Below are 22,351 nucleotides of genomic sequence, written 5' to 3' on the forward strand. Positions count from 1 at the left end.
GCTGGAAAGGGCAAAAAGCTGTGGTCGGGCGGAAAAGATACGATTTGTCCGAAGCTGCTTCACGAGTGCCCACCGCAAGGTGCAGTGCCCGCATAAAAAATTGAAGATCAAATATAGGAGAAAAATTTGGAGCAGAGAATCAATTTAGACAGAATGGAGCAGGCGGCGGAGCTGTTCGGCAGCTTTGACGAGAACATGAAGCTGATCGAAAGGGAATACGGCGTCAGCCTGATTTTCCGGGATTCCGAGCTGAAGATAACCGGGGAGGACGCCGAGGCGGTGGACAAGGCTTCCCGCACCGTCCGCAGCCTTATCACCCTTGTGGGCGGCGGCGAGACCCTCAACGAGCAGAACGTGCGGTACTGTATGCGCATGGTCGCCGAGGACAGCGAGGAAAAGGTCATCAAGCTGGCGGGGGACTGCATCTGCATCACCAGCAAGGGAAAGCCCATCAAGCCCAAAACCGTAGGGCAGCGGACCTACTGCGACAATATCAAAAAGAATACCATCACCATCGGCGTGGGTCCTGCCGGAACGGGCAAAACCTATTTGGCGGTGGCGATGGCGGTGTCCGCTTTCCGCGCCCAGGAGGTCAACCGCATTATCCTGACCCGCCCTGCCGTGGAAGCCGGGGAAAAGCTGGGCTTTCTGCCCGGCGACCTGCAGCAGAAGGTGGACCCCTACCTGCGCCCTTTGTACGACGCCCTTTTCGATATGCTGGGCGCGGAGACGTACCAGCGCTATGTGGAGCGGGGCAATATCGAGGTGGCGCCCCTTGCCTATATGCGCGGGCGCACGCTGGACGACAGCTTTATCATTCTGGACGAGGCGCAGAACACCACCAACGAGCAGATGAAAATGTTTCTGACCCGTTTGGGTTTTAACTCGAAAATGGTCATCACGGGAGACGTGACCCAGATTGACCTGCCCGACGGCAAGCGCTCCGGCTTGAAGGACGCCGTCCGCATTCTGCGGGGCGTGGACGATATCGCGATTTTCCGTTTTACCGAAAAAGATGTTGTGCGCCACAGGCTGGTGCAGGATATTATCAAAGCCTATGAAAAGGCGGACCGCCCCAAATAATTTCTTCAAATTTTTCAAAGGAAGGAACGGGAACAGTCATGGAAAAAATCAGAGTCATCATTTCCAATCAGCAGAAGCAGGTGAAGATTCCCACCGGGCTGAGAATGCTGATCCGCCGCTGCTGCCATGCGGTTCTGCAATTGGAGGGTTTCCCCGATCCCGCTGAGATCAGCGTGTCCTTTGTGGATAACGACCAGATCCGGGAGATGAACCGCCAGTATCGGAACAAGGACTCCGCCACCGACGTGCTTTCCTTCCCTCTGGGAGAAAATGGGGAGTATGATACAAACCATGAAACCGGGGCAAAAATTTTGGGGGACGTTGTCATTTCCATGCCCAAGGCGGTGGAGCAGGCGAATACCTACGGGCACACGCTGGAGCGGGAGGTAGGTTATCTCACCGCCCATTCCGTGCTGCACCTGCTGGGCTACGACCACGAGCAGGGCGGGCTGGAGCGCGTTCGGATGCGGGAAAAGGAAGAGCGCGTCATGCAGGAGCTTGGGCTTCCCGCCAGCAGCAGCTACGCTCCCGATGGCGAATAGCGGCGGACAGGGTGGCAAGCGCACCCTGATAGACAGCTTTGCCGATGCGTTCCGGGGAATATGGGATTGTATCCGCTCGGAGCGGAATATGAGAATACATCTTTCTGCCTGCTGCGGCGTGCTGTTTTTCGCCGTCCGCATGGGGCTTTCCCGTGGTGAGCTTGCCTGCCTGGCGCTGACCATCGGCATGGTCGTTTCCGCGGAAGCCATGAACACCGCCGTGGAAAAGCTCTGCGATTTTACCCAAAAGCACTGGAACCCCCGTATTCGCGTGATAAAGGATATTGCCGCGGGCGCGGTGCTGCTCACCGCTTTGGCGGCAGTGCTGGTGGGTGCGGTGCTGTTGTTCCGTCCCGCGCTCTGGCAGGCGCTCTGCGAGATCTGCCGCAAGCCTCTGTCGCTGGCGGTTTTCCTGCTGGTGGTCGCTGCCGATCTGGTGTTCATTTTTGCAGGACCGCAGCGTATCGCGGACTGGTTTTCGGGAAAAAAGAAACGGTAAGCTCTGTCCGGGCAGAAGACCTCCCGCCCGTGCAGCCGTTTGTTGCGCGAGGCTGAAAGGGCGAACTTTGTACGCGCCCTTTCTCTAACGACTAACATCTAACAACTAATAACTAATTACTACCAAGCGAAAGGAACAGATATGGATTACAGTACGATGCAGGAGGGGCTGTCTGCCTTTCTTGCCATTGTCGGCAGACCGAATGTGGGAAAATCCTCCCTGTTGAACCGGCTGATCGGGCAGAAGATCGCCATTGTCTCCAGGAAGCCCCAGACGACCCGTACCCGGGTCATGGGTGTTCTCACGCAGGGAGAATACCAGTTGGTATTTCTGGACACGCCGGGGCTGCTAAAGCCAAGAAATTCTTTGGGAGACTATATGGTAAAGTCTGTAGTTTCCGCCGTAGAGGGCGTGGACGCCTGCCTGCTGGTGACGGAAGCCGGGGCAAAGGTATCGAAAGCGGACGAAGACCTGATCGCCCGGTTCCGCTCCGGGCATATTCCGGCAGTCCTGGCGATCAATAAGATAGACCTGCTTTCCGACAAGACGAAGCTCATGGAGCAGATCGCCGCCTATTCCGCCCTGTATGAGTTCCGGGCGGTGGTGCCTGTTTCCGCCAAAACCGGCAGCGGTATGGACGGGCTTTTGGAGGAATTGAAGCTCCTCGCCGAGCCGGGCGGGCATTTCTTTTCCGAAGATGTTCTCACCGACCAGCCGGAGCAGACCATCGCTTCCGAAATGGTTCGGGAAAAGGTGCTGCGGCTGCTGGACAAGGAGGTGCCCCACGGCGTGGCGGCAGTGACGGAACGCATGGTGGAGGAAAAGGACCTGCTCCACATCGACGTGACCATTTACTGCGAACGCCAGAACCACAAGGGGATACTCATTGGCAGGGGCGGCGCCATGTTGAAGCGCATCGGCACGGACGCCCGGCAGGATTTGGAACGTTTCTTCGACTGTAAGGTGGACCTGCAGCTCTGGGTCAAGGTCAAGGAGGACTGGCGGCAGCGCCCGCAGGTGCTGCAAAGCCTGGGCTTTTCCGAAAAAAATCTGGAGCTTTGAGCCGCGCCCTAACACAGATCGTTTGAAAAGTCTGTCACACGGGGTCAAACAGACAATTATTTTCCAGTCATATGCGGGGGAAAGTCTGCAAATACTTTTCTTAGGGAAGGATTATGCCTTCAAAGGGGGAAGCAGTTGTGGACGAAAAACAGGCATGGAGCAATTTTGCCCGGACAGGGAAAATAGAGGATTACATCAAATATACACAGGTCAAAAACCAGATAGGGCTGCAAAACGCCCTTTCTGGGGAGGTTTCCCGTGCAGATAAAAACCCAGGGACTGATTATCCGGGAACAGACGGTGGGGGAAAGCGACAGGCTGGTAACGGTTTTGACCCAGGATGAGGGGGTAGTCCGCGCCTTTGCCCGCCGGGCGAAAAACCTGAAGGACAGCAAAAATTCCGCCACAGGGCTGCTCTGCTATTCCCGCCTGAACCTTTACAAGGGGCGGGATAAATACATTATAAACGACGCCTTTCCCATCGAGGTGTTTTTCGGCTTGCGGCAGGATATTGTGCGTCTGGCGCTGGCGCAGTATTTCTGCGGGCTTGCCTTTGAAGTGGTGCCCGATGGGGTAGAGTCCGGCGAATATCTCCGTCTGGTGCTCAACGCCCTGCACTTTTTGAGCGAGGGGACAAGACTCCCGGAGCTCTTAAAGCCCATCGTAGAGCTGCGAATGCTGTCCCTTGCGGGATATATGCCGGATCTGATCTGCTGCGCCCAGTGCGGTACATATGAAGCGGAACGGATGTTTTTCAAGGTCAACCGGGGCGCCCTCTATTGTCAGGACTGCTATCTGGACAACGGCGACCCCTGCGCCGTGTTGTCCCCCTCGGCGCTTACCGCCATGCGGCACATTATTTACTCCGACTTTGAAAAAATTTTTTCCTTTTCCCTTACGGGAACGTCCCTGCAGGAGCTTTCCACCGCCGTGGAAGCCTATACCGTGCACATTCTGCAAAAGCGCCCGAAAACGCTGGATTTTTACCAGAGCCTTTTGTAAGCAGTTTTCTGCCCGGGTTCCGGGCAATGGTTTTGTAACATAGGAAAGGACAGATATGGACAAAAACTACAGAGCCTTAGAGCTCGATAAAATTTTGGAAATGGTGGCGAACGAGACCACCTGTGAGGACGCCGCGGAGCAGGCAAGGAGCATAAAGCCCGTGTTTACCGCGGCGGAAGCCCGCTATCTGCTGGAGGAGACCGACGCCGCCTTTGTGCTGATGGCGAAATTCGGCGCGCCCTCCTTTTCCGGGCTGAAAAATGTGACAAACGCCCTGCGCCGGGCGCAGGCAGAGGGCGGTTTGGGGTTCCGGGAGCTGCTGGATATTGCCGAGACCCTTCGCGCCATTCGCGCCCTTTCCCAGTGGCACGGGAAAAGCGGCGGGATACAGAACGCCCTGTCCGGGCGGTTCACTATTTTAGCCCCCAACAAATATCTGGAAGAGAAAATTTTTACCTGCATTTTGAACGAGGAGGAAATGGCGGACAGCGCATCTCCTGCGCTCGCCACGATCCGCCGGAAGATACGCAACGCTTCCTCCCGCGCCAGGGACCAGCTGGACAAGCTCATTCATTCCCAAAGCCACCAGAAGCATTTGCAGGAGAGCATCGTCACCCAGCGGGGCGGGCGGTACGTTGTGCCGGTGAAAGCGGAGTTCCGCAGCGAGGTGCCCGGCTTGGTGCACGACACCTCCTCCAGCGGCGCGACGGTGTTTATCGAGCCCATGAGCGTGGTGGAAGCCAACAATGAGATCAGGGTGCTGCAATCGGAGGAGCAGGACGAGATTCACCGCATTCTGCTGGAGCTTTCCGCAGAAGCGGGCGAGTTTGCCGATTCCATCATCGAAAGCTATGAATATGCCGTACAGCTGAACGTGATCTTTGCCAAGGCGCAGGTGGCGTACCGCATGAAAGCCGTTGTTCCCACGATTGACGAGCGGGGGCGCACCCTGCTGGAAAAAGCCCGCCACCCGCTGATAGACAAGGACAAGGTCGTGCCCACCGACATTTCTCTGGGCGAGGGCTTTGACACCCTCATCATTACGGGACCCAACACCGGCGGCAAGACCGTAGCCCTGAAAACGCTGGGGCTCCTCACCCTGATGACCATGTGCGGTCTGATGATCCCCGCCGGGGAAAACAGCCGGGTCGCGATTTACCGTTACATTCTGGCGGATATCGGGGACGAGCAGAGTATCGAGCAGTCCCTTTCCACCTTCTCCGCCCATATGACCAATATCATTCATATTCTGGAGCTTGCCGGGGAAAACAGCCTGGTCCTTCTGGACGAGCTGGGCGCGGGCACCGACCCGGTGGAGGGCGCCGCCCTGGCGGAAGCCATCATTGAAGAATTGCGTTTTAAAGGCGCAAAGCTTGCCTGCACCACCCATTATGCCGAGCTGAAAGCATACGCGCTCCAAACGGAGGGCGTGGAAAACGGTTGCTGTGAATTTGACGTGGCGACCCTGCGCCCTACCTATCGGCTGCTGATCGGCGTGCCGGGCAAATCCAACGCTTTTGCCATTTCCGCCCGCCTGGGCATGGAGGAACGCATCGTCAGCCGGGCAAGGGAACTGGTCTCTCAGGAAAGCAGCGCCTTTGAACAGGTGGTGGGCAGGCTGGAGGAAAGCCGCCGGAAGATGGAAGACGAGCTGGAAGCGGTGAAAGCCTCCGCGGCACAGGCGCAGCGCAACGCCCGGCAGTCGGAGGAGGCTAAAGCGGAAGCGGAGGAAGCGGCAAAGAAAGAAATGGAAAAAGCAAGGCAGGAAGCCGCACTGATCGTCCAAAAGACCCGCCAGCAGGCGGACGCCCTCTTAAATGAGCTGGACGAAATGCGCCGCCGGAAAAACAAGGCGCTGTCCGCCGAGGAAAAAGCCAGGCTGCGTTCCGGCATGAAGAATCTGGAGCTCAGCTCCGACCCGGTCCATAGGCGCACCAACGAGGGCTATGTCCTGCCCAGACCCCTGCAGCCCGGGGACAATGTGCTGATTTTCGACATCGACAAGAACGCCACCGTTCTGGAGGAGCCGAAAGACGGTCAGGTGCTTGTGCAGGCGGGGATCATCAAAACGCGGGTGGAGCTTTCTAACCTCCGCCTGCTGGGAGAAAAGCAGAAGCAGAAGCAGCGGGGCAGGACCGTGACCCGCTCCCTGTCCGCCGCGGATACCTCTACCAGCCTTGATTTGCGGGGCATGAACACGGAGGAAGGGCTTATGGAGGTGGATTCCTTTTTGGACCGTGTCTCCCGCATGAACCTGACCCAGGTCACCATCATTCACGGCAAAGGTACCGGCGTGCTGCGCACCGCCGTGCAGCAGCACCTGCGGAAATGCCCCCAGGTGAAAAGCTTCCGGCTGGGTACTTACGGGGAGGGCGAAACCGGCGTAACGGTGGTCGAATTGGAATAGGCTTTGCTGCCTGGAAGCAGCCCGCCTTTTGGAAAGAAGAAAGGGAAGCGTGATGAAACGGGAAAAGTACGAAGAACTTGCAGCTTATATGCAGGAGTGTATGTCTGACGCCGCTCACGACAGGGAACACGTCTGGCGGGTTTTGGGATATGCCCTCAGATTGGCGGAAGAGATGGCAGAGCCCGTGAACTATGACCTGCTGATTGCTTCCTGTCTGCTTCACGATATCGGGCGCACCGCTCAATTTAAGGACCCGTCCTTAGATCATGCCGCGGTGGGAACTGATATGGCTGCTAAATGGCTGGCTGACCACGGTTATTCCCCGGATTTTTGTCAAGCTGTCCGTTCTGCGATCCGTTCACACAGGTACCGTACCGGCGGCAGAGCGGAAAGCATAGAAGGGCAGTTGCTGTTTGATGCAGATAAACTGGACGTATGCGGCGTCATGGGGCTGTTTCGCACCATTTCCTACTGCGACCATGTAGGCGAGCCCTATTACACTGTTGGGAAGGACGGTCTGGTGGACTTCACCGCCGACACGGAAGCTTCCGTTATACAGGAATACTGCTATAAGCTGTGCCGTGTGAGGGAGAGGCTTTATACCGATGGAGCCAAACATCTGGCGGACGAGCTTTCCCATCAGCTCGATGCGGCGGTCAATTTTGTGGTACAGCAGACGAATCATGCCCGTACAGGTCTTTTTGATCTGGAAAAGCACCTGTACTGATGTGCCGCTGTGCGGCGGAAAAAACAGGAAAGGAAACAAGATATGCGCCTTGGCTTTAAGATGAAGCTCTATCCCGGCATGGAGGCGGAATATGAGCGCCGCCACAGGGAACTGTGGCAGGAAATGAAAGACATGATCCATGAGTACGGCGGAAAAAACTACACCATCTTTCTGGATCAGGAGACCCTGACCCTGTTTGGCACGCTGGAGGTGGAAAGCGCCGAGCGCTGGCAGGAAAGCGCCAATACCGCCATCTGCCGGAAATGGTGGGACTACATGGCGGACATTATGGAGACGAATCCTGACAACAGCCCTGTTTCCATCGACCTGCGCCCCGTGTTCCATTTGGACTGAAAAACAGCCCTCCGATTCTCACAGGAATCGGGGGGCTGTTTTTGCTTATCTTACTTGGGATACCTGGTGATGTACAGGACGCCGCCGCTGTTTTCCAACTCGCGTCTGCTGAGCCTTCTGCCCCAGGAGATACGGCAGGAGGAATAGTCCGCGTTTACTTCCGCCACGGCGATGGAGTCCCTGCTTTTTTCAATGACCACCATGGAATGTTCCGCCGACAGCAGCCGGATCTGGTCGCCGATCTGCAATTGGTCGAAGTCCCGGAAGGTCCGCACAGGGGCGTTTTTGCCGAAAAGCTGGTCGCTGAGCATGCTGGCAAAGCCAAGGCACTGCCAGCTGCAGGTGTCGCCGATGACGGGCACCGAGGACACGCCGTAATAGGTATTGCAGTAAGTAATGCCGTTTGCGGCATGGTTGCAGGGAGTGTTCGTCACGGTCTCCCAGCTTTCCCTGCCGTCGGTGATCCCGGCGGAACGATGGTTCCAGTATTTCCCGCTGGGGAACCTTTTTTGCAGTGCCGCCAGCTTTTGCCGGATCTGATAGTATGGGTCGGGCGGGGCGGGAATCTCATTTTTTGGCAGCGGTTCCACCTTTAACAGCCTGCACAGCATGACGGCGGCGTCGCTCCGCAGCGCTCTGGCTTGCGGGCGGAAAGTGCCGTCGGGATATCCCAAAAGGACCCCGACCTGCTGGCAGGTATACACGTCCTCCATTGCCCAATCGGAAATTTTTTCCTCGTCCGCAAACGTCACAGGCCCCGTTTCTGCCGACTGTTCTTCCTGCCACAGGTATTTTCCGGCGAACCGCACCAGGAACACGGCGGCTTCTTCCCGGGTCACCGCCTGCTCCGGGGCAAATTTCGTTTCCGAAACGCCCTGGGTAATGCCGTTCGCAACGCCCCAGCTTACCGCCGGAGCGTACCATTTTGTTTCAGGAACGTCCTCAAATCCGACCTCCCCGCCAAACTCCGCCAGCTCGTCCTTTGACAGCACGGAAGCAGCCAGCATCTGGAGAAATTGCGAGCGGGTCACCACGTCGCCGGGAGAGAACAGGTTCTTGTCCGTGCCGTTTAAGATTCCCGCGTTCACCAGCGCGTAGACCTGCCCGGCATACCACGCGGTCTGGGGAATGTCGTTAAACGCCAGCCTTGTGGCGGCTCCCGCCATAGGCGCGCTGCAGCAAAGCAGCGAGAGCGCAAGCACAAACGCAAGCACCTTGGAAAACAGACGCTTTTTCACAAAATTCACCCTTTGCAGTCTTTTTCATTGCTTTTAGTATACTGTACCGCTGGGAATTTTGCAAGATTCCCTCGGGTTCCCTCCGTAAAAATTCCATAGTAATTTTTTTGAAAATTTTCATTTTCCGGGAACCAAACCCGCGGCTTGCCCGTCTAATAAGTAAAGGGAAGAGGGAGGGGACAGCTATGAAGCTCAGCTTGAAGCAGCTTTTCCGCACGCCGGGGAAAGCGCTGCTGCTGGTTCTTTTGACCGCGGCAGGCACGGTGCTGGTGACAGTTTCCACGACGCTGTATCTGGGCGCCCGGCAGCGGCTGGAGGTGATGGAGCGGGAATTTACCACCATCGGCAGGGTGGAGCAGGTGCCCGTTTCCACCTCCTGGGATATCGTGGAGAACAGCTGCCTGGGCAGGCACACCAACGTGTATGCGGTGTTCGATGAAATGCTCTCGCCGGACGACCTGCTTTTCGAGGGGGCTGGATATCTCCGCCAGCCGGAGAACAGGAATTACTACCTGACCTACCTGCCGGAGCTGAAGCTGCTCCGCGACGGCGACAGCCGTTTCCGCAACGCGGTGGTGCTCTCGTTTACCGCGCTGGAGGACAGCGACGGCACAGAGCCGGCACAGGCGCAGGTGCGCTCTGTCTTCCTCCATGAGCTGGACTTCAGCCAGAAAGTGAATATCCTGCGGAACAGCCCCGGCGCGGAGCGGCGGGTCTCCGAGGGGGAGCTTATCACCATCTGCCAGCATTTTGCCGGCGTAAAGACCGCTCTCCGGCAGGGGGATACTTATATTATGGGCGCGGTAAAACGGTACTGCGCGGAGCACGGGCGGCAGGAGTTCATTGCCTGCGTTTCTCCCTACACCTCACAGTGCGGCAGCGATGGCACTCCCGTAGCAGGCAGCGTTCCCGGCTTTCCCGCCATGAGAAAGACAGGGGACAGGTTTTTCCTCCGTACCGATGTGGTGGGCGGGGTCCCCGATTATCTGAACCCGGTGCCGCCTGTGGAAGCGCTGGACGCTTCCCGGCAGCTCCCGGAAAAATGGTCCGCCTTTTTGCTGGCGCAGCGGGAACAGGCAGCGTATTTTCCGATTTTAGGCACGGACAGCACCCGGCTGCTTCCCACCTTCCACAGCGGGAACGCCTTTATTTCCCAGGGCAGGAATATTACGGAGGAGGAATTTTCCAGCGGCGCAAAGGTCTGCCTGATCCCCCAGGAGTGGATCGCGCTGGACGAATACTGGGATTCTCCGTTTCAGGGCTTTCTGGGGCGAAAGCTGAACCTCTCTCCGCTGTGCACCTTGTCCGGCTTTTCCCCGGAACGGCAGAAATACGGCAGCGACGCCATTCAGCAGAGGTACAGCCTGCTGGACGCCGATGGGAAGCGGTATTCCAGCTTCTTTTCCGGGGGCTATGAGGTGGTGGGGGTATACGCGCTGACAAATTCCACCCTGCGCGCTGCCGGGAAAACGGAGCTTTCCCCGGATACGATCATCATTCCTCAAAGGTCCCTGCCGGAGCATGTGGAAAATTATGCTTATGTGGCACCGATGAATGCCTTCACCGCGTCCTTTCAAATCAAAAACGGCACGGTCGAAGATTTTGGCAAAAGGCTCCGGGAAGCGGTGCCCGGCGCGGATCAGCTGCGGATCACCTATGACGACAACGGGTATGAGGAGATGAAAAGCTCCTTTTCCGAGCTGAAAAGGTCGGCAATGCTGCTGTTTTTGGGCGGGATCTTTGCGGCGTTTGGAACAACGGCGCTGCTGGTCTACTTCTTTGTAGTGCGGAAGAAGCGGCAGGCGGCCATTGCCCGGAGCCTGGGCGCGACGAAAAGACAGTGCCGAAGGTTTTTCCTGTCGGGGCTGTTCCTATTGGTCGCCACGTCCTGCGCATTGGGCAGCGTGGTGGGACGCGTTTTGCTGGAAAAAAGCGCCCCGTTTTCTTCCGGGCAGGAAACGGAGGTCGTGGAAGAGGGCGTTACCCATCGGTATTTCGGCTATGATATCGCATTCAGCGCATGGGCGGAAAAGCTGAAAAACCCGGATCTATTGGAACAGCGGACGCAGGAATCAAATCTGCCGTATCTGCTGGCGCCCCTCTGCCAGTTCCTCCTCACAGCCGTTCCGGCTCTGCTCCTGCTGGACAAAGCCATGAGGTCGGACCCGCTTCTGCTCCTGAGCCAGAAGCAGGAATAGCGTGGAGAATTGCCGACGTTCAAAATTAAGACGGAAAGCGGTCTGAGAGGCGTTCTCAGACCGCTTTTCTCATGGAAAACTTCCAGAATATTGCAAATTTGTTAAGAAATGCCCCTGCGCCTTGCAAGTGAAGCGGATTTGTACTAAAATAAAGGGCAAATGAAATCTGCTTTTACAGGAACAGGAAAGGAAGTCTTTTTTCATGGCTCTCAAGCAATTTAAGGCGGAATCCAAGCGGCTGATGGACTTGATGATAAACTCCATCTATACCCATAAGGAGATTTTTCTGCGCGAGCTGATCTCCAACGCCAGCGACGCCATCGACAAGCTGTACTACCGCACGCTGGAGGACGGCGACACTGGATTATCCCGCAGCGATTTCTTCATTCGGCTCGACCTCGACAAGGAAGCCCGCACCCTGACCATTACCGACAACGGCGTGGGCATGACGAAGGAGGAACTGGACAACAATCTGGGCGTTATCGCAAAAAGCGGCTCCCTGCAATTTAAGAGCGACAACGAGCAAAAGGAAGACGTGGACATCATCGGGCAGTTCGGCGTGGGCTTTTACTCCGCTTTTATGGTCAGCGACCGCGTCACCGTGGAAAGCAGGGCTTACGGCAGCGAGGAAGCGTGGACATGGGAATCCAGAGGTCTGGAGGGCTACCAGATCAAAGCGGGGAATAAGGCGGAGCGCGGCACCACCATCACTCTGCATTTGAAGGACGATACCGAAGACGAGCGCTACAGCGAATTTCTGGAGCAGTACCGCGTCACGGAGCTGGTCAAAAAATATTCCGATTACATTCGCTACCCCATTCGCATGGAGCTGCAAAAGTCCCGCCGGAAGGAGGGGACGGGGGAGGGCGACAGCACCCCCGAGTACGAAACCTATTACGAGGTGGAGACCCTGAACTCCATGACCCCCATCTGGAAGAAAGCAAAAAGCGAGGTTTCCGACGAGGAGCTGAACGCCTTCTACAAAGAAAAATTCTATGACTGGCAGGACCCTCTCCGGGTGGTGCGCACCTCCACAGAGGGTGCCGCGACCTACAGCGCCCTGCTGTTCTTCCCCAGGTCCGCCCCCATGGACTACTACACCAGGGAGTATGAAAAAGGCTTGCAGCTCTACGCCAGCGGCGTGCTCATCATGGAGAAATGCCCCGACCTGCTGCCGGACTGCTACAGCTTTGTCAAGGGTCTGGTGGATTCCCAGGACCTGTCCCTGAACATTTCCCGGGAAATGCTGCAGCACGACCGGCAGTTAAAGCTCATTGCCGCCCGGCTGGAAAAGAAGATCACCTCCGAGCTCACCGCCATGCTGAACAACGACCGGGAAAAGTACGAGGAATTTTTCCGCAGCTTCGGCTTGCAGCTGAAATACGGTCTCTATGACAATTACGGCGAAAAGAAGGACGAGCTGAAGGACCTGGTGCTGTTCACCTCCTCCGAGGAGAAGAAGCTCGTCACCCTGAAGGAATACGTTTCCCGCATGAAGCCGGAGCAGAACGTGATCTATTACGGCTGCGGCGAAACGGCAGAGCGCATTCTCAGCCTGCCCCAGGCGGAAGCCATTCGCGAGAAGGGGTATGAGCTGCTGTGCCTGACGGACAATGTGGACGAATTTGCCCTGAAGATCCTGGAAAAGTACGACGACAAGGAGTTCCGCAATATTTCCTCTGACGAGCTGGATTTGGAAACCGAGGAGGAAAAGGAAAAGACCAAGGAGACCGCTGAAAGCAGCAAGGATATGCTTGCCGCCATGAAAGAAGCTTTGGGGGACAAGGTCAAGGAGGTAAAGGTTTCCGGCAAATTGAAGTCCCACCCTGTCTGCCTGTCCACCGACGGCATGATTTCCACGGAAATGGAAAAGGTGCTCAATTCCATGCCCGCCCGGGAAAAAATAAAAGCCCAGCGCGTGCTGGAACTGAATCCCAGCCACCCCATATTCCAAAAGCTCTGCGGGCTTTATGAGAGCGACAGGGAAAAGCTGAAGCTTTATGCCGAGCTGCTTTACGATCAGGCTCTTTTGATCGAGGGGATTTCCATTGAAGACCCGGTGGCGTTCTCTCAGAAAATATGTGAAATTATGTAAACCTTTTTAGGAAAGGAACAACCCATGAACCAGTATCAGTACCCGCCCTATCCCGGGCAGGGGCTTCCGCCCCAGCCCCAGCCGCAGTTCCAGCCCCAGCCTCAAACTCAGCCGGTTTACGGCTGGCAGGAAGCACAGCCCAACCCTCAGTGGGCGGCTGCGTCCAACCCGGCAGCCGTCTATCCCGGCTATTATTCCCAGCCCGCTGCGTTTTCTCCCTCTCAGCCGCCCGCGTACCACTCTCCGGCGCCCTGCGCGCCGCAGGTCTATGTGCCCCCGGCGCAATATGTCCAGCCGGTTTACGCGCCGCCGGCATATCCCCAGGGCAGTTATCCGCCGCCCTTTGCGCTGCGGCAGGACAAAAACCCTGCCGTTACCCAGGCGTCTAAGGTCCTGAACCGCCTGTGCCTTGTGCTGCTGCTGCAATCCGCTGCTGCCATGGTGATCGGTTTTATTATCGCGGCGGTCTCAGTGACCCGGCAGGTCGATTTTCTCAGCGGCGATATAGCGTTCCAGTGGCTGGAAACAGGTCTGGTGCCCCTTTCCACAGCGCTGCCGTTCCTGATTTACCTGATGATAGGGAAGAAGGACGTCACGGAATACCTGCGTTTTGAAAAGGTAGGCTTCCTTACGGCGCTGCTTTGTGTGCTGGGCGGGCTGGCAATTTGCCTGCTGGGAAATTACCCTGCCTTTGCCATTCAGGATTTCTTTGGACAGTTCGGCTATGAGCCTACCTCGTCCATCTCTCAAACCAACCAGAGCATGCCCCTGTTTGTGCTGGAGCTGCTGTCTACCGCCGTTCTGGTGCCGGTGATGGAGGAGTTCGCCTTCCGCGGGGTCATGCTGTCCGCGCTGCGGCGGTACGGGGCGGGCTTTGCCATTTTCGGCTCGGCGCTGGTCTTTGCCTTTGCCCACGCTGAATTTTCCAACGTGGTCTTTGCCTTTACCGCTGGGCTGGTGTTCGGCTTCCTTTATGTAAAAACCGGGAATTTGTGGATTTCCATTTGGATCCACGCCCTGAATAACGGTATCGCCGTGGTAGAAAGCTACAGCGGTTTCCTGTTTGGGGAAAGCTTGGGAAACGTCATTACGAACGCCACCATGCTTGTCCCGGTGGCAGTAGGTGTCCTCGCTCTGCTTTTGCTGCTTATCTTCAAGCGCAGCATGTTATTCCGGAAGAATGAGCCCGGCGCGGTCTGCACCCTGTCGGGCAGCGAGGCGGCGCTGGCGATCGTCCGCGCGCCGCTGTTCTGGGTGGTGTTCAGCTTTGTGGTGCTGTATACGGCGCAGCTGTTTTTCTAACGTGTAAATGATGAAACTCGCTTTTTTACCTGAGAAAAAATTCATGCTCCGCGCGTTGGAGCTGGCGCAGGAAGCCGCCCAAATGGGAGAAGTCCCGGTGGGCGCGGTGGTGGTGCGAAACGGCAGGATCATCGGCGAGGGCGGCAACCGCAGGGAGGGGGCGCAGAACGCCCTTGCCCATGCGGAGCTTCTCGCCATTTCCCAGGCCTGTGAAGCTCTCCACAGCTGGCATTTGCCTGATTGCCAGCTCTATGTCACTTTGGAGCCCTGCCCCATGTGCACCGGGGCGATCATCAATGCCCATATCGGCACGGTGGTGTTCGGCGCGGAAGATGACAGGGCTGGCTGCTGCGGCACGGCATCAAATCTTTTCACATTGCCCTACAGCCATAAGCCGGAAGTGTATCCCGGTTTTCTGGAAGCGGAAAGCAAGGCTCTTTTACAGGATTTTTTCCAAAAGCTCCGCTGAAAAAGCTTCCAAAGAAGCAGCATATTTTTCCAAAAGGCGGCAGCCGAAAAGCTGCCGTTTTTTATAGTTGACTTTTCATTTTCTTTGGGGTATCATACTGCCGTTGGGACTCCAAGTGTCTGCGGGTAACGCCGCAGCCGAACATAGGAACGGGGTGAGATTCCCCAGCGAACCCGTCGCCGTGATGGCGGAGCGTTTCTTTATTTGGGGGGCAAAAGCAAACCAGGAGCGGCTTTTGTCCTGCTGACCACTGGCGGTTTTCCGCTGGGAAGGGGAAGGGACGCGTATACGCCTAAGCCGAAAGACTTGCTTGGAGGGCCGTACAAATCGCCACGGGTTCTTGGCGTTTGTGCGGAAGCCGTACCGGCTTCCGCCCGGAATGGACGCACCGGGCAGGCGGGGCTTTACAGCCCCATGCTGTCATGCGCTTTCTATTTCGGACGACCTCTTTCCTGAACGACAAAAAAAGAGAGGTACAAAAAACATGAAAACAACAAAAATCATTTCCCTGCTGCTGGCACTGCTTCTGGTATGCGGCATTTTTGCCGGCTGTGCAGGGCAGAACACATCTTCTCCCGCTTCCGGCGCCAACAGCTCCGCTGTGGATTCCACAACTGGTTCTACAGTCGATTCCGCCGCTGTGAAGAACATCACGGTCACCGTGGTGCATAAGGACGGCAGCTCTAAGGATTTCCCCATCGCCGCTTCCGGCGAGACCCTGCGGGAAGCCCTGGAGCAGGAAAAGCTGATCGAGGGTGAAGAAAGACAGTATGGTCTTTTCATCACAGCTGCGGACGGCGAAACCGCCAATTCTGATAATCAGGAATGGTGGTGTGTGACAAAAGGGGGAGAACAGGTCAACACCGGCATCGACGGTGTGAAGATCGCCGACGGCGACACGTATGAGCTGACCCTGACCGTAGGCTATTGATGAAATCGAGACTGGTTTCCATCTGCCTGATGGCAATGATGGGCGTGGTCATGGTGGTGTCCAAGGAAGTGCTGGCGTTTCTGCCGAACGTGGAGCTGCTGACCCTGCTCATTATCCTGTTTACGCTGGTGTTCCGCAAGATGGTGTTGGGAGCGCTGGGCGTGTTTCTGCTCCTGGAAGGGCTGCTGTACGGCTTCGGTATCTGGTGGATCATGTACCTGTATATCTGGCCGCTGCTTGCCCTGCTTACCTGGCTGTTCCGCTGGATGAAGCGTCCCTGGCAGTGGGCGATTTTCGCCGGACTTTACGGGTTGGCGTTCGGCTCGCTGTGTTCGCTGGTTTACTGGCATATGTGGACGCTTCCCGCAATTTTGGGCTGGATCGCCAGCGGGCTTCCCTTTGACTGCAACCATGCTGTGTTCAATTTCCTGCTTTGCCTGTTCCTGTACCGTCCTTTGCGGGCGGCGCTGGAAAAGCTGCAAAAGCAGATCGCGGGAAATCGGCAGGTATAGAGCAGGAAAATTTTTGACCTGCGATGGGCAGTGAAAGCGGCAGCCATCATAAAGCATACAAAAATTCCCCCGGAGACCCTCCGGGGGAATTTCCTGTGTTCTATGAGTTATTCTTCGTCATCTTCCTGCTGTTTCGGCAAAGGCTCTCCCTTGACGGATATCTCCTCCGTGCGGTTGCTTTCCGCCCGAAGCACGGTAAACAACAGCCCTTCATATTCAAAGGAATCTCCTGTTTCGGGGATCCTGTCCAGATTTTCCGTGAACCAGCCGTTGATGGTAGAGGCTTCCGTTTCGGGGTGAATATGGAAAAAGTCAAACAGATCGTCAAGGTCGGTGGAGCAGTGCACGAGATAAGTGTCCTCATTGAGCTTCTGGAAGCTTTCCTGGATCACCGTGTCGTGCTCGTCCCAAATCTCGCCTACCAGCTCTTCGATAACGTCCTCCAGCGTGACGATGCCCTCCGTTCCGCCAAATTCGTCCACGATCACCGCCATATGCAGCTTATTTTGCTGCAGGAGCTTCAAGAGGGCTGAAATTTTCATGGAAGGCGGGATAAACTCGGCGGGCTTCAAAATGCTTTCCACCGGCTGATCCGTGCCCCACACATAAGCGTAGAAATTCTTTTCGTGAATGACCCCGAGGATACTGTCGATGGTCTCCTCGTACATGGGCAGCCGGGAATATCCTGTTTCCCGGAACAGCCGGGCGATCTCCTCCTTGGGCGTATCTTTGGAAATGGCTTCCACGTCCACCCGGGGGGTCATGATGTCAATGGCTTCGATATCGTCGAACTCGATGACGTTCCGAAGCATGGCGCTTTCTTCTTGGTCAATGCCGCCCTCCTGCTCCGCTTCCTCCACGATGGTCAGCAGCTCGCTGTCTGTCACAGAATGCTCCGAAGTGATTCGGAACAGCTTTTTCAGCCCTTTTTTCAGCTGGGTGAACAGGAAGTTCACAGGCTTCAGCACCACGATCAAAATGCGTATCATGGGGGCGGAGACCATAGCGAATCCCTCGGCGTTTTCCTTTGCCAGGCTCTTGGGGGATACCTCGCCGAAAATCAGCACCACTACCGTCATGACAATGGTGGAAACCGTGGGACCGGCGCCATCGCCTAAAGCCGAGGTGAACAGTACCGTGGCAATGGCGGTGGAAGCGATGTTTACCAGGTTGTTCCCCACCAGAATGGTGGAAAGCAGCTCGTCGTAATTCTCAGAGAGGGCATAGGCGAGCTTTGCCCGTTTGTTTCCAGCCGCCGCAAGGTTTTTCAGCCGAATGCGGTTCAAGGAGGAAAAGGCGGTTTCCGTGGCGGAAAAATACCCGGAAAGAATGACAAGAGCGATCAGGATCAAAATAAGCGTCGTACTGTGACTGTCCATAAAAAGGAGAACCAACTGCCTTTCGTGTTTGTTTTTTCCCTGCCCAGTCCAGCGGTGTTTCCGCCGCCGGCAGGAATTTGTCTATTATTTTAGCATAGTCTATAGAACTTTTCAACTTTTCTTTTGGCTGGGAAGGTGATATAATGACAGCGGAAAAACCGATGTCATGAAAAGAGAAGGCATGGGGGAGAAAATGAAACGATTTTTTAGGATACTTGGAAAGAATGCTCTGTTTTTTCTTTTAACGCTGTTCGTGGGGCTGCTGTTTTCCGCCCTCAGCGTAAGCACGCCGCTTCTTTCCGGGAATCTGATCACTGCCGTCACTTCGGATTTTGCACATAGCGGAACAGCCTTTTTTCTTTTTTTATCTGCCAGTGTTGTCAGGATCATTTTCGCACAGCTCGACCAGTATATGGGCGAAAGCCTGAAAATACGGCAGAAATCCCAAATGCGGAAAAAGCTTTATGCCGCGTTTTCCATGGGATCCTTTGTACATGCCGATCGGAAATCGGAGATGATCTCCTTCATCAACAACGACGTTCCCAATATTGCCGAAAGCTATATTCTGGGTGCTGTCGACATTCTGAAATGTATATCGCGCATAAATCTGTGCAAAAATTAGCGCCGCTCTATGATGCGCATTATATTTTGAAGGACGGAGTTTTGCAGAAAGCCGATGAAAAGCCCGATGATTAGCTTTCGCTGTGCGGGCTGTCCGCTCTTTCTTATTTTTCCAAGAGAGGTCTCATCATGTCTCATAGAAAAACCATCAATTTGGGAATCGTTGCCCATGCCGACGCGGGCAAGACCACCCTGACAGAGCAGATTTTATATCAGACCGGGGCGATCCGCTCCGCCGGCAGCGTGGACGATGGAACCGCCAGCACTGACACCATGGAGATCGAACGCCGCCGGGGTATTTCCGTGCGTACCGCCTGTGCGTCCGTCCTGTGGAACGACGTCAGGCTCAATCTGATCGACACCCCCGGTCACGCCGATTTTCTCAGCGAGGTGGAGCGTTCCCTTTCCGTATTGGACGCCGCCGTGCTGGTGATCTCCTCCGTAGAGGGCGTCCAGCCCCAGACCAGAATGCTGCTGGAAGCTTTCCGCCGCGCCAAACTGCCCTGCTTCCTCTTTTTGAATAAGCTGGACAGGGCGGGCAGTAACTGGCAAGCCGCACTGTCCCAGGTGGAGCGGGAAGCCGGGCTGCCCTGCCTGCCGCTGTGCAGTGCCGCAGGGGAGGGGGAAAGCGGCGTGAAGATCGCTTCCCTGGGGTTTGCCGATCCCGCGTGGACGGAAAGCGCCGTTCTTGCCTGTGAGGACAACGCGCTGCTGGAAAAATTCCTGTCCGGCGAAGAAATATCCGGGCTTTTGCGGGAAACGCTTTCTCAAAAAATCAGCGCCGCAGAGCTGCTTCCGGCAGTGTGCGGCGCGTCAAAATGCGGGTTGGGCGTGCCGGAACTGCTTACCGCCCTCTGCTCGTTTTTGCGGGAAACCACGCCCCTGGGGGAAACCCTCTGCGCCCGGGTGTACAAGGTAGAGCGGGACGACGCCCTGGGGAAAGCCGCTTATGTACGGCTGTTCTCCGGCTCCCTCCAAACCCGGCAGACCGTTCCCGTGCTGCAAAACGGGGGGGCGCAGGAAAATGCGCCGGAAGAAAAAATCACCCAGCTGCGCCGGGTGGAAGGGCGCAGGACAGAGGATACCGACGCTGTAAGCGCCAACGATATCGCCGTGGTGTACGGCTTGTCCTCTGTCCGCGCGGGAGATTTACTTGGCACCGCTCTGCCCGGTTTGCGGGAATACCGGCTGGCGGAGCCCCTCATGCTCTGCCGCGTCCAGCCCGCGGACCCGGAGCAGCTTCCCCGCCTGACGGAGGTGCTGTTCCAGCTGGAGGAGGAAGACCCCGCGCTGCACTGCGAATGGAACCGGGAAAAGCGGGAGATATGGGTGCGCCTGACGGGAAAAATACAGGCGGAGGTCCTGCAGTCCCTGCTTTTGGAGCGCTGGGGGCTTTCCGTCACACTGGAAGAGCCCTCGGTCATCTACCGGGAGACCCCGGTGAAAGCGGGGGAGGGCTTCGACGCTTATACGATGCCGAAACCCTGCTGGGCGGTGGTGCGCTTCCTGATAGAGCCCCTGCCCAGAGGGGCGGGGTTCCAGTACGAATGTAAGGTGTCTCCCAACCGCTTGCCCTACCGCTACCAGACCCACGTGGAAACGGCGGTCCCCAGAGCCTTGGCACAGGGGCTGCACGGCTGGCAGGTGACGGATTTGAAGGTGACGCTCATCGACGGCGAATCCCACAATGTGCACACCCACCCGCTGGATTTCTTTGTGGCGACTCCCATGGGCATTATGGACGGTCTCCGCAATGTGGGCACCAAGCTTCTGGAGCCTATCCTGCAGGCGGAATTTTCCGCGCCCGAGGAGTATCTGGGCAAAACCGTCAGTTTGCTGGTCGCCCACCGGGCAGCCTTCGACACGCCGGAGGTGCAGGAGGGGAAATTCCGGCTGACCGCCCGGCTCCCCGCGGCGGAAGCTATGGATATCCCGGTGGAATTTGCCGCCTGCACTGCCGGGACCGGGGTGTACGGCTCCCGTTTCTCCCATTATGACGACTGCCCGGAGGGCATGGGGCGCGACCGCGCCCGGATCGGCGTTGACCCCCTGGACCGTTCCAAATTTATTCTGGCGTCCCGCTCGGCGCTCAGCCAGTGACCTCAGAGGTTCAAAAGCCATACCCCGGCATTCAGATATCCGGCAAAGGTCACCCAAAGCAGATAGGGCAGCATGAGCCAGCCAGCCGCCTTGTTTTCCTTGAAAAAGCGGACCGTGGTAATCAGGATCAGCACCCACAGCACGATGAGCCACAAAAGCGCCAGCCCGTAATTTTGCAAATTGAAAAATACCAGTGTCCAGCCGAAGTTCATGGCAAGCTGCAAGCCGTAAAACAGCAGCGCTCCGTTTCGCCCTGTGCTGTCCCGTACCCAGACAAGGTAAGCGGCAATGCCCATCAAAAGGAAAAGAATGCTCCACACAATGGGGAAAAGCCAGCCCGGCGGGGAAAGAGGGGGCTGGCGAAGGGTCCCGTAAACTTCCATGGAATCGGACGTGAGAAAAGCGGAAATCCCGCCCACAGTGAGCGGCAGAAAAAGATTGATTAAAAGCGCTTTCCATCGTATCATAAAAGTTTTTCCTTTCCGACAGGGAATCAAATTCATACCGTATGGCTACCATAAAGTATGCATCAAATTTCCAAAATAATACGGCAGCGCCCCCGCTCTCCATTTTCAGAGAGCGGGGGCGCTTTACGTAGATAGGCGTTAGAGATAGTCGCGCATATCCTCTACCAGCTTTTCCTCCAGGCTGATCAGCCGTTTGGCAATGTCTTTCGAGCGTTCGTCCGCCGCCGGGTACTCGTTGAGATAGCGGCTTAGGGATTTCACCCCCATGTTGCAGCCGTCGGTGATAAGGTCGGCGACGGTTTCGTCCTTTTCGTCCATGGAAAGCCTGACGTTGGTTTTCATCCAGGACATGGTCCGCGCCATGGGATTGAGCCGTTTCCCGCTGTCGCCGTATTCCTTCAGCAGGGTGTGGGTGTCGTCTCCCAGCTCGCCGTGCTTCTTTCGGCAGCGCTCCAGCTTTTCCCGCATTTCGCTGCTTTTCACCTTGGGAAGTACCTCGTCGATGGACGTGACGCCCATTTTAATGCCCGCGTTGCATTCCTGCAATAGCTTGACGGTATCTTCTTCCACCATGTGTTCCCGCTCCTTTCGCACTGTGTTTTTAACAGTATCCCCAAAGCGGGAAATTTTATTTCAGGCTTTTTCTTCCATGTTGGCAAGGGCAAAGGCAATGCACTGATTGATAAATTCGTTCCGGGATATTCCTGTCTGTGCCGCCTTCCTGTCGATTTCCGCCAGTGTCTCCGTAGAGATACGCATGGAAATTACTTCTTTTTCAAATTTTTTTGGAATAAACTTTTCCATGTTCACACCCCCTTGATAAATTGTATCTTTTCTGATATGCTAGAGCTATATTCTGTATTAGATATCAAAAATAGAATACAAAAGGAAGTGAAAAGATGTCGGGGTGGGAACCCTCCGAAATGGGGGTGCTGCTTCTTGCAGTAATTTTGGTGCTGGCTGTTCTGGCGGCGCTATGTATATCGGCTGCTTCGGAGCCTGCTGACCCTCTTGCTGGGCGCTGGGTCGTTTGGGAATATCAGATCCACGGCGCCGCCGTCAAGCCGGAGGAGCTGGAGACCATAGATAACGGCGCTTTTGCCCATTGGAATTCCCTTTCCTTCCTTTTCAGCGGGGGAGGAAATGTGCGGGCAGATTTCCCGGACGCGGAGGGCGGGGAAGTGATCCTGACCTATCAATTTGACGGGCGCTATGTGGAGCTGTTCCGCCCGGACCGCAAAAGCCAGTACCGTTTACTGGAGCTGTCGGAGGGCTGTTTGAGCTTTACTCCGCCCTACAGTCAGAAAATGATCATTTTCCTGAAAAAAGCATAAAAGAAAGCCCTGCTCCTGTCAGGGGCAGG

At 56.2% G+C, this 22,351-nt stretch carries 22 protein-coding genes and 1 riboswitch; of the genes, 17 read left to right on the plus strand and 5 right to left on the minus strand.

The window, feature by feature from the left end; translation table 11 throughout:
• Positions 1–153: 153 nt before the first annotated feature.
• The 8 genes from AB8996_RS06220 (at position 154) to rhaM (ending at position 7,676) form a co-directional block, all read left to right on the plus strand.
• Positions 154–1,083 carry a PhoH family protein gene (locus AB8996_RS06220; RefSeq protein ID WP_369298228.1) on the plus strand — a complete coding sequence of 310 codons (930 nt, stop codon included), beginning with the start codon at positions 154–156 and terminating at the stop codon, positions 1,081–1,083.
• A 38-nt stretch (positions 1,084–1,121) separates the two neighbouring features.
• Positions 1,122–1,625, plus strand: a complete 504-nt coding sequence (ybeY, locus tag AB8996_RS06225; RefSeq protein WP_369298109.1) for an rRNA maturation RNase YbeY — start codon at positions 1,122–1,124, stop codon at positions 1,623–1,625.
• A complete protein-coding gene (locus AB8996_RS06230; RefSeq protein WP_369298110.1) occupies positions 1,615–2,124 on the plus strand; it encodes a diacylglycerol kinase family protein in 510 nt (169 codons plus the stop codon). Before ybeY ends, AB8996_RS06230 begins: the two co-directional genes overlap by 11 nt.
• Positions 2,125–2,265: 141 nt before the next feature.
• Positions 2,266–3,186 carry a GTPase Era gene (gene era / locus AB8996_RS06235; protein ID WP_369298111.1) on the plus strand — a complete coding sequence of 307 codons (921 nt, stop codon included), beginning with the start codon at positions 2,266–2,268 and terminating at the stop codon, positions 3,184–3,186.
• 258 nt (positions 3,187–3,444) lie between these two features.
• Positions 3,445–4,188: a DNA repair protein RecO gene (gene recO, locus AB8996_RS06240; protein WP_369298112.1), complete on the plus strand. Its 744-nt coding sequence runs from the start codon at positions 3,445–3,447 to the stop codon at positions 4,186–4,188.
• 55 nt (positions 4,189–4,243) lie between these two features.
• Positions 4,244–6,595, plus strand: coding sequence for an endonuclease MutS2 (locus tag AB8996_RS06245; protein ID WP_369298113.1), 2,352 nt, complete (start codon positions 4,244–4,246; stop codon positions 6,593–6,595).
• Positions 6,596–6,647: 52 nt separating this feature from the next.
• Complete coding sequence (locus AB8996_RS06250) at positions 6,648–7,322, plus strand: HD domain-containing protein (RefSeq protein ID WP_369298114.1); 675 nt, start codon at positions 6,648–6,650, stop codon at positions 7,320–7,322.
• Positions 7,323–7,364: 42 nt separating this feature from the next.
• Positions 7,365–7,676 (plus strand): L-rhamnose mutarotase, encoded by a 312-nt coding sequence (gene rhaM, locus AB8996_RS06255; RefSeq protein ID WP_369298115.1) that lies wholly within the window; start codon positions 7,365–7,367, stop codon positions 7,674–7,676.
• A 50-nt stretch (positions 7,677–7,726) separates the two neighbouring features.
• Here the strand turns inward: rhaM and AB8996_RS06260 are convergent, their stop codons facing one another.
• Positions 7,727–8,914 carry an S-layer homology domain-containing protein gene (locus AB8996_RS06260; protein ID WP_369298116.1) on the minus strand — a complete coding sequence of 396 codons (1,188 nt, stop codon included), beginning with the start codon at positions 8,912–8,914 and terminating at the stop codon, positions 7,727–7,729.
• A 185-nt stretch (positions 8,915–9,099) separates the two neighbouring features.
• Here AB8996_RS06260 and AB8996_RS06265 point away from each other — a divergent pair, with 185 nt between their 5' ends.
• The 6 genes from AB8996_RS06265 (at position 9,100) to AB8996_RS06290 (ending at position 16,421) form a co-directional block, all read left to right on the plus strand.
• Positions 9,100–11,112: an FtsX-like permease family protein gene (locus AB8996_RS06265; RefSeq protein WP_369298117.1), complete on the plus strand. Its 2,013-nt coding sequence runs from the start codon at positions 9,100–9,102 to the stop codon at positions 11,110–11,112.
• Positions 11,113–11,314: 202 nt separating this feature from the next.
• The gene (gene htpG, locus AB8996_RS06270) at positions 11,315–13,207 is read left to right on the plus strand and encodes a molecular chaperone HtpG (RefSeq protein ID WP_369298118.1); all 1,893 of its coding nucleotides are present in this window, start codon (positions 11,315–11,317) and stop codon (positions 13,205–13,207) included.
• A gap of 24 nt (positions 13,208–13,231) precedes the next feature.
• Positions 13,232–14,509, plus strand: coding sequence for a CPBP family glutamic-type intramembrane protease (locus AB8996_RS06275; RefSeq protein WP_369298119.1), 1,278 nt, complete (start codon positions 13,232–13,234; stop codon positions 14,507–14,509).
• A gap of 7 nt (positions 14,510–14,516) precedes the next feature.
• Positions 14,517–14,978 carry a nucleoside deaminase gene (locus AB8996_RS06280; protein ID WP_369298120.1) on the plus strand — a complete coding sequence of 154 codons (462 nt, stop codon included), beginning with the start codon at positions 14,517–14,519 and terminating at the stop codon, positions 14,976–14,978.
• A gap of 96 nt (positions 14,979–15,074) precedes the next feature.
• Positions 15,075–15,307, plus strand: a riboswitch (cobalamin riboswitch).
• Positions 15,308–15,462: 155 nt separating this feature from the next.
• Entirely contained in the window at positions 15,463–15,909 is a 447-nt protein-coding gene (locus AB8996_RS06285) for a DUF4430 domain-containing protein (protein WP_369298121.1), read from the plus strand.
• Complete coding sequence (locus tag AB8996_RS06290) at positions 15,909–16,421, plus strand: hypothetical protein (RefSeq protein WP_369298122.1); 513 nt, start codon at positions 15,909–15,911, stop codon at positions 16,419–16,421. Before AB8996_RS06285 ends, AB8996_RS06290 begins: the two co-directional genes overlap by 1 nt.
• Positions 16,422–16,528: 107 nt before the next feature.
• Here AB8996_RS06290 and AB8996_RS06295 read toward each other — a convergent pair whose 3' ends face one another.
• On the minus strand, positions 16,529–17,800 hold the full coding sequence (locus AB8996_RS06295) for an HlyC/CorC family transporter (protein ID WP_369298123.1): 1,272 nt from the start codon (positions 17,798–17,800) through the stop codon (positions 16,529–16,531).
• 193 nt (positions 17,801–17,993) lie between these two features.
• Here AB8996_RS06295 and AB8996_RS06300 point away from each other — a divergent pair, with 193 nt between their 5' ends.
• Positions 17,994–18,422, plus strand: coding sequence for a hypothetical protein (locus tag AB8996_RS06300; protein ID WP_369298124.1), 429 nt, complete (start codon positions 17,994–17,996; stop codon positions 18,420–18,422).
• Between the two features lie 128 nt (positions 18,423–18,550).
• Complete coding sequence (locus AB8996_RS06305) at positions 18,551–20,521, plus strand: GTP-binding protein (protein ID WP_369298125.1); 1,971 nt, start codon at positions 18,551–18,553, stop codon at positions 20,519–20,521.
• Between the two features lie 2 nt (positions 20,522–20,523).
• Here AB8996_RS06305 and AB8996_RS06310 read toward each other — a convergent pair whose 3' ends face one another.
• The 3 genes from AB8996_RS06310 to AB8996_RS06320 form a co-directional block, all read right to left on the minus strand.
• Complete coding sequence (locus AB8996_RS06310; protein WP_369298126.1) at positions 20,524–20,988, minus strand: TspO/MBR family protein; 465 nt, start codon at positions 20,986–20,988, stop codon at positions 20,524–20,526.
• A 138-nt stretch (positions 20,989–21,126) separates the two neighbouring features.
• The gene (locus AB8996_RS06315; RefSeq protein ID WP_369298127.1) at positions 21,127–21,561 is read right to left on the minus strand and encodes a hypothetical protein; all 435 of its coding nucleotides are present in this window, start codon (positions 21,559–21,561) and stop codon (positions 21,127–21,129) included.
• A gap of 60 nt (positions 21,562–21,621) precedes the next feature.
• A complete protein-coding gene (locus AB8996_RS06320) occupies positions 21,622–21,792 on the minus strand; it encodes a ribbon-helix-helix protein, CopG family (protein WP_369298128.1) in 171 nt (56 codons plus the stop codon).
• Positions 21,793–21,887: 95 nt separating this feature from the next.
• Between AB8996_RS06320 and AB8996_RS06325 the strand changes: the two genes are divergently transcribed.
• Complete coding sequence (locus tag AB8996_RS06325; RefSeq protein ID WP_369298129.1) at positions 21,888–22,322, plus strand: hypothetical protein; 435 nt, start codon at positions 21,888–21,890, stop codon at positions 22,320–22,322.
• Positions 22,323–22,351 lie beyond the last annotated feature (29 nt).

It is taken from the genome of uncultured Neglectibacter sp. (assembly GCA_937958185.1).
Taxonomy (GTDB): Bacteria; Bacillota; Clostridia; order Oscillospirales; family Acutalibacteraceae; genus Acutalibacter.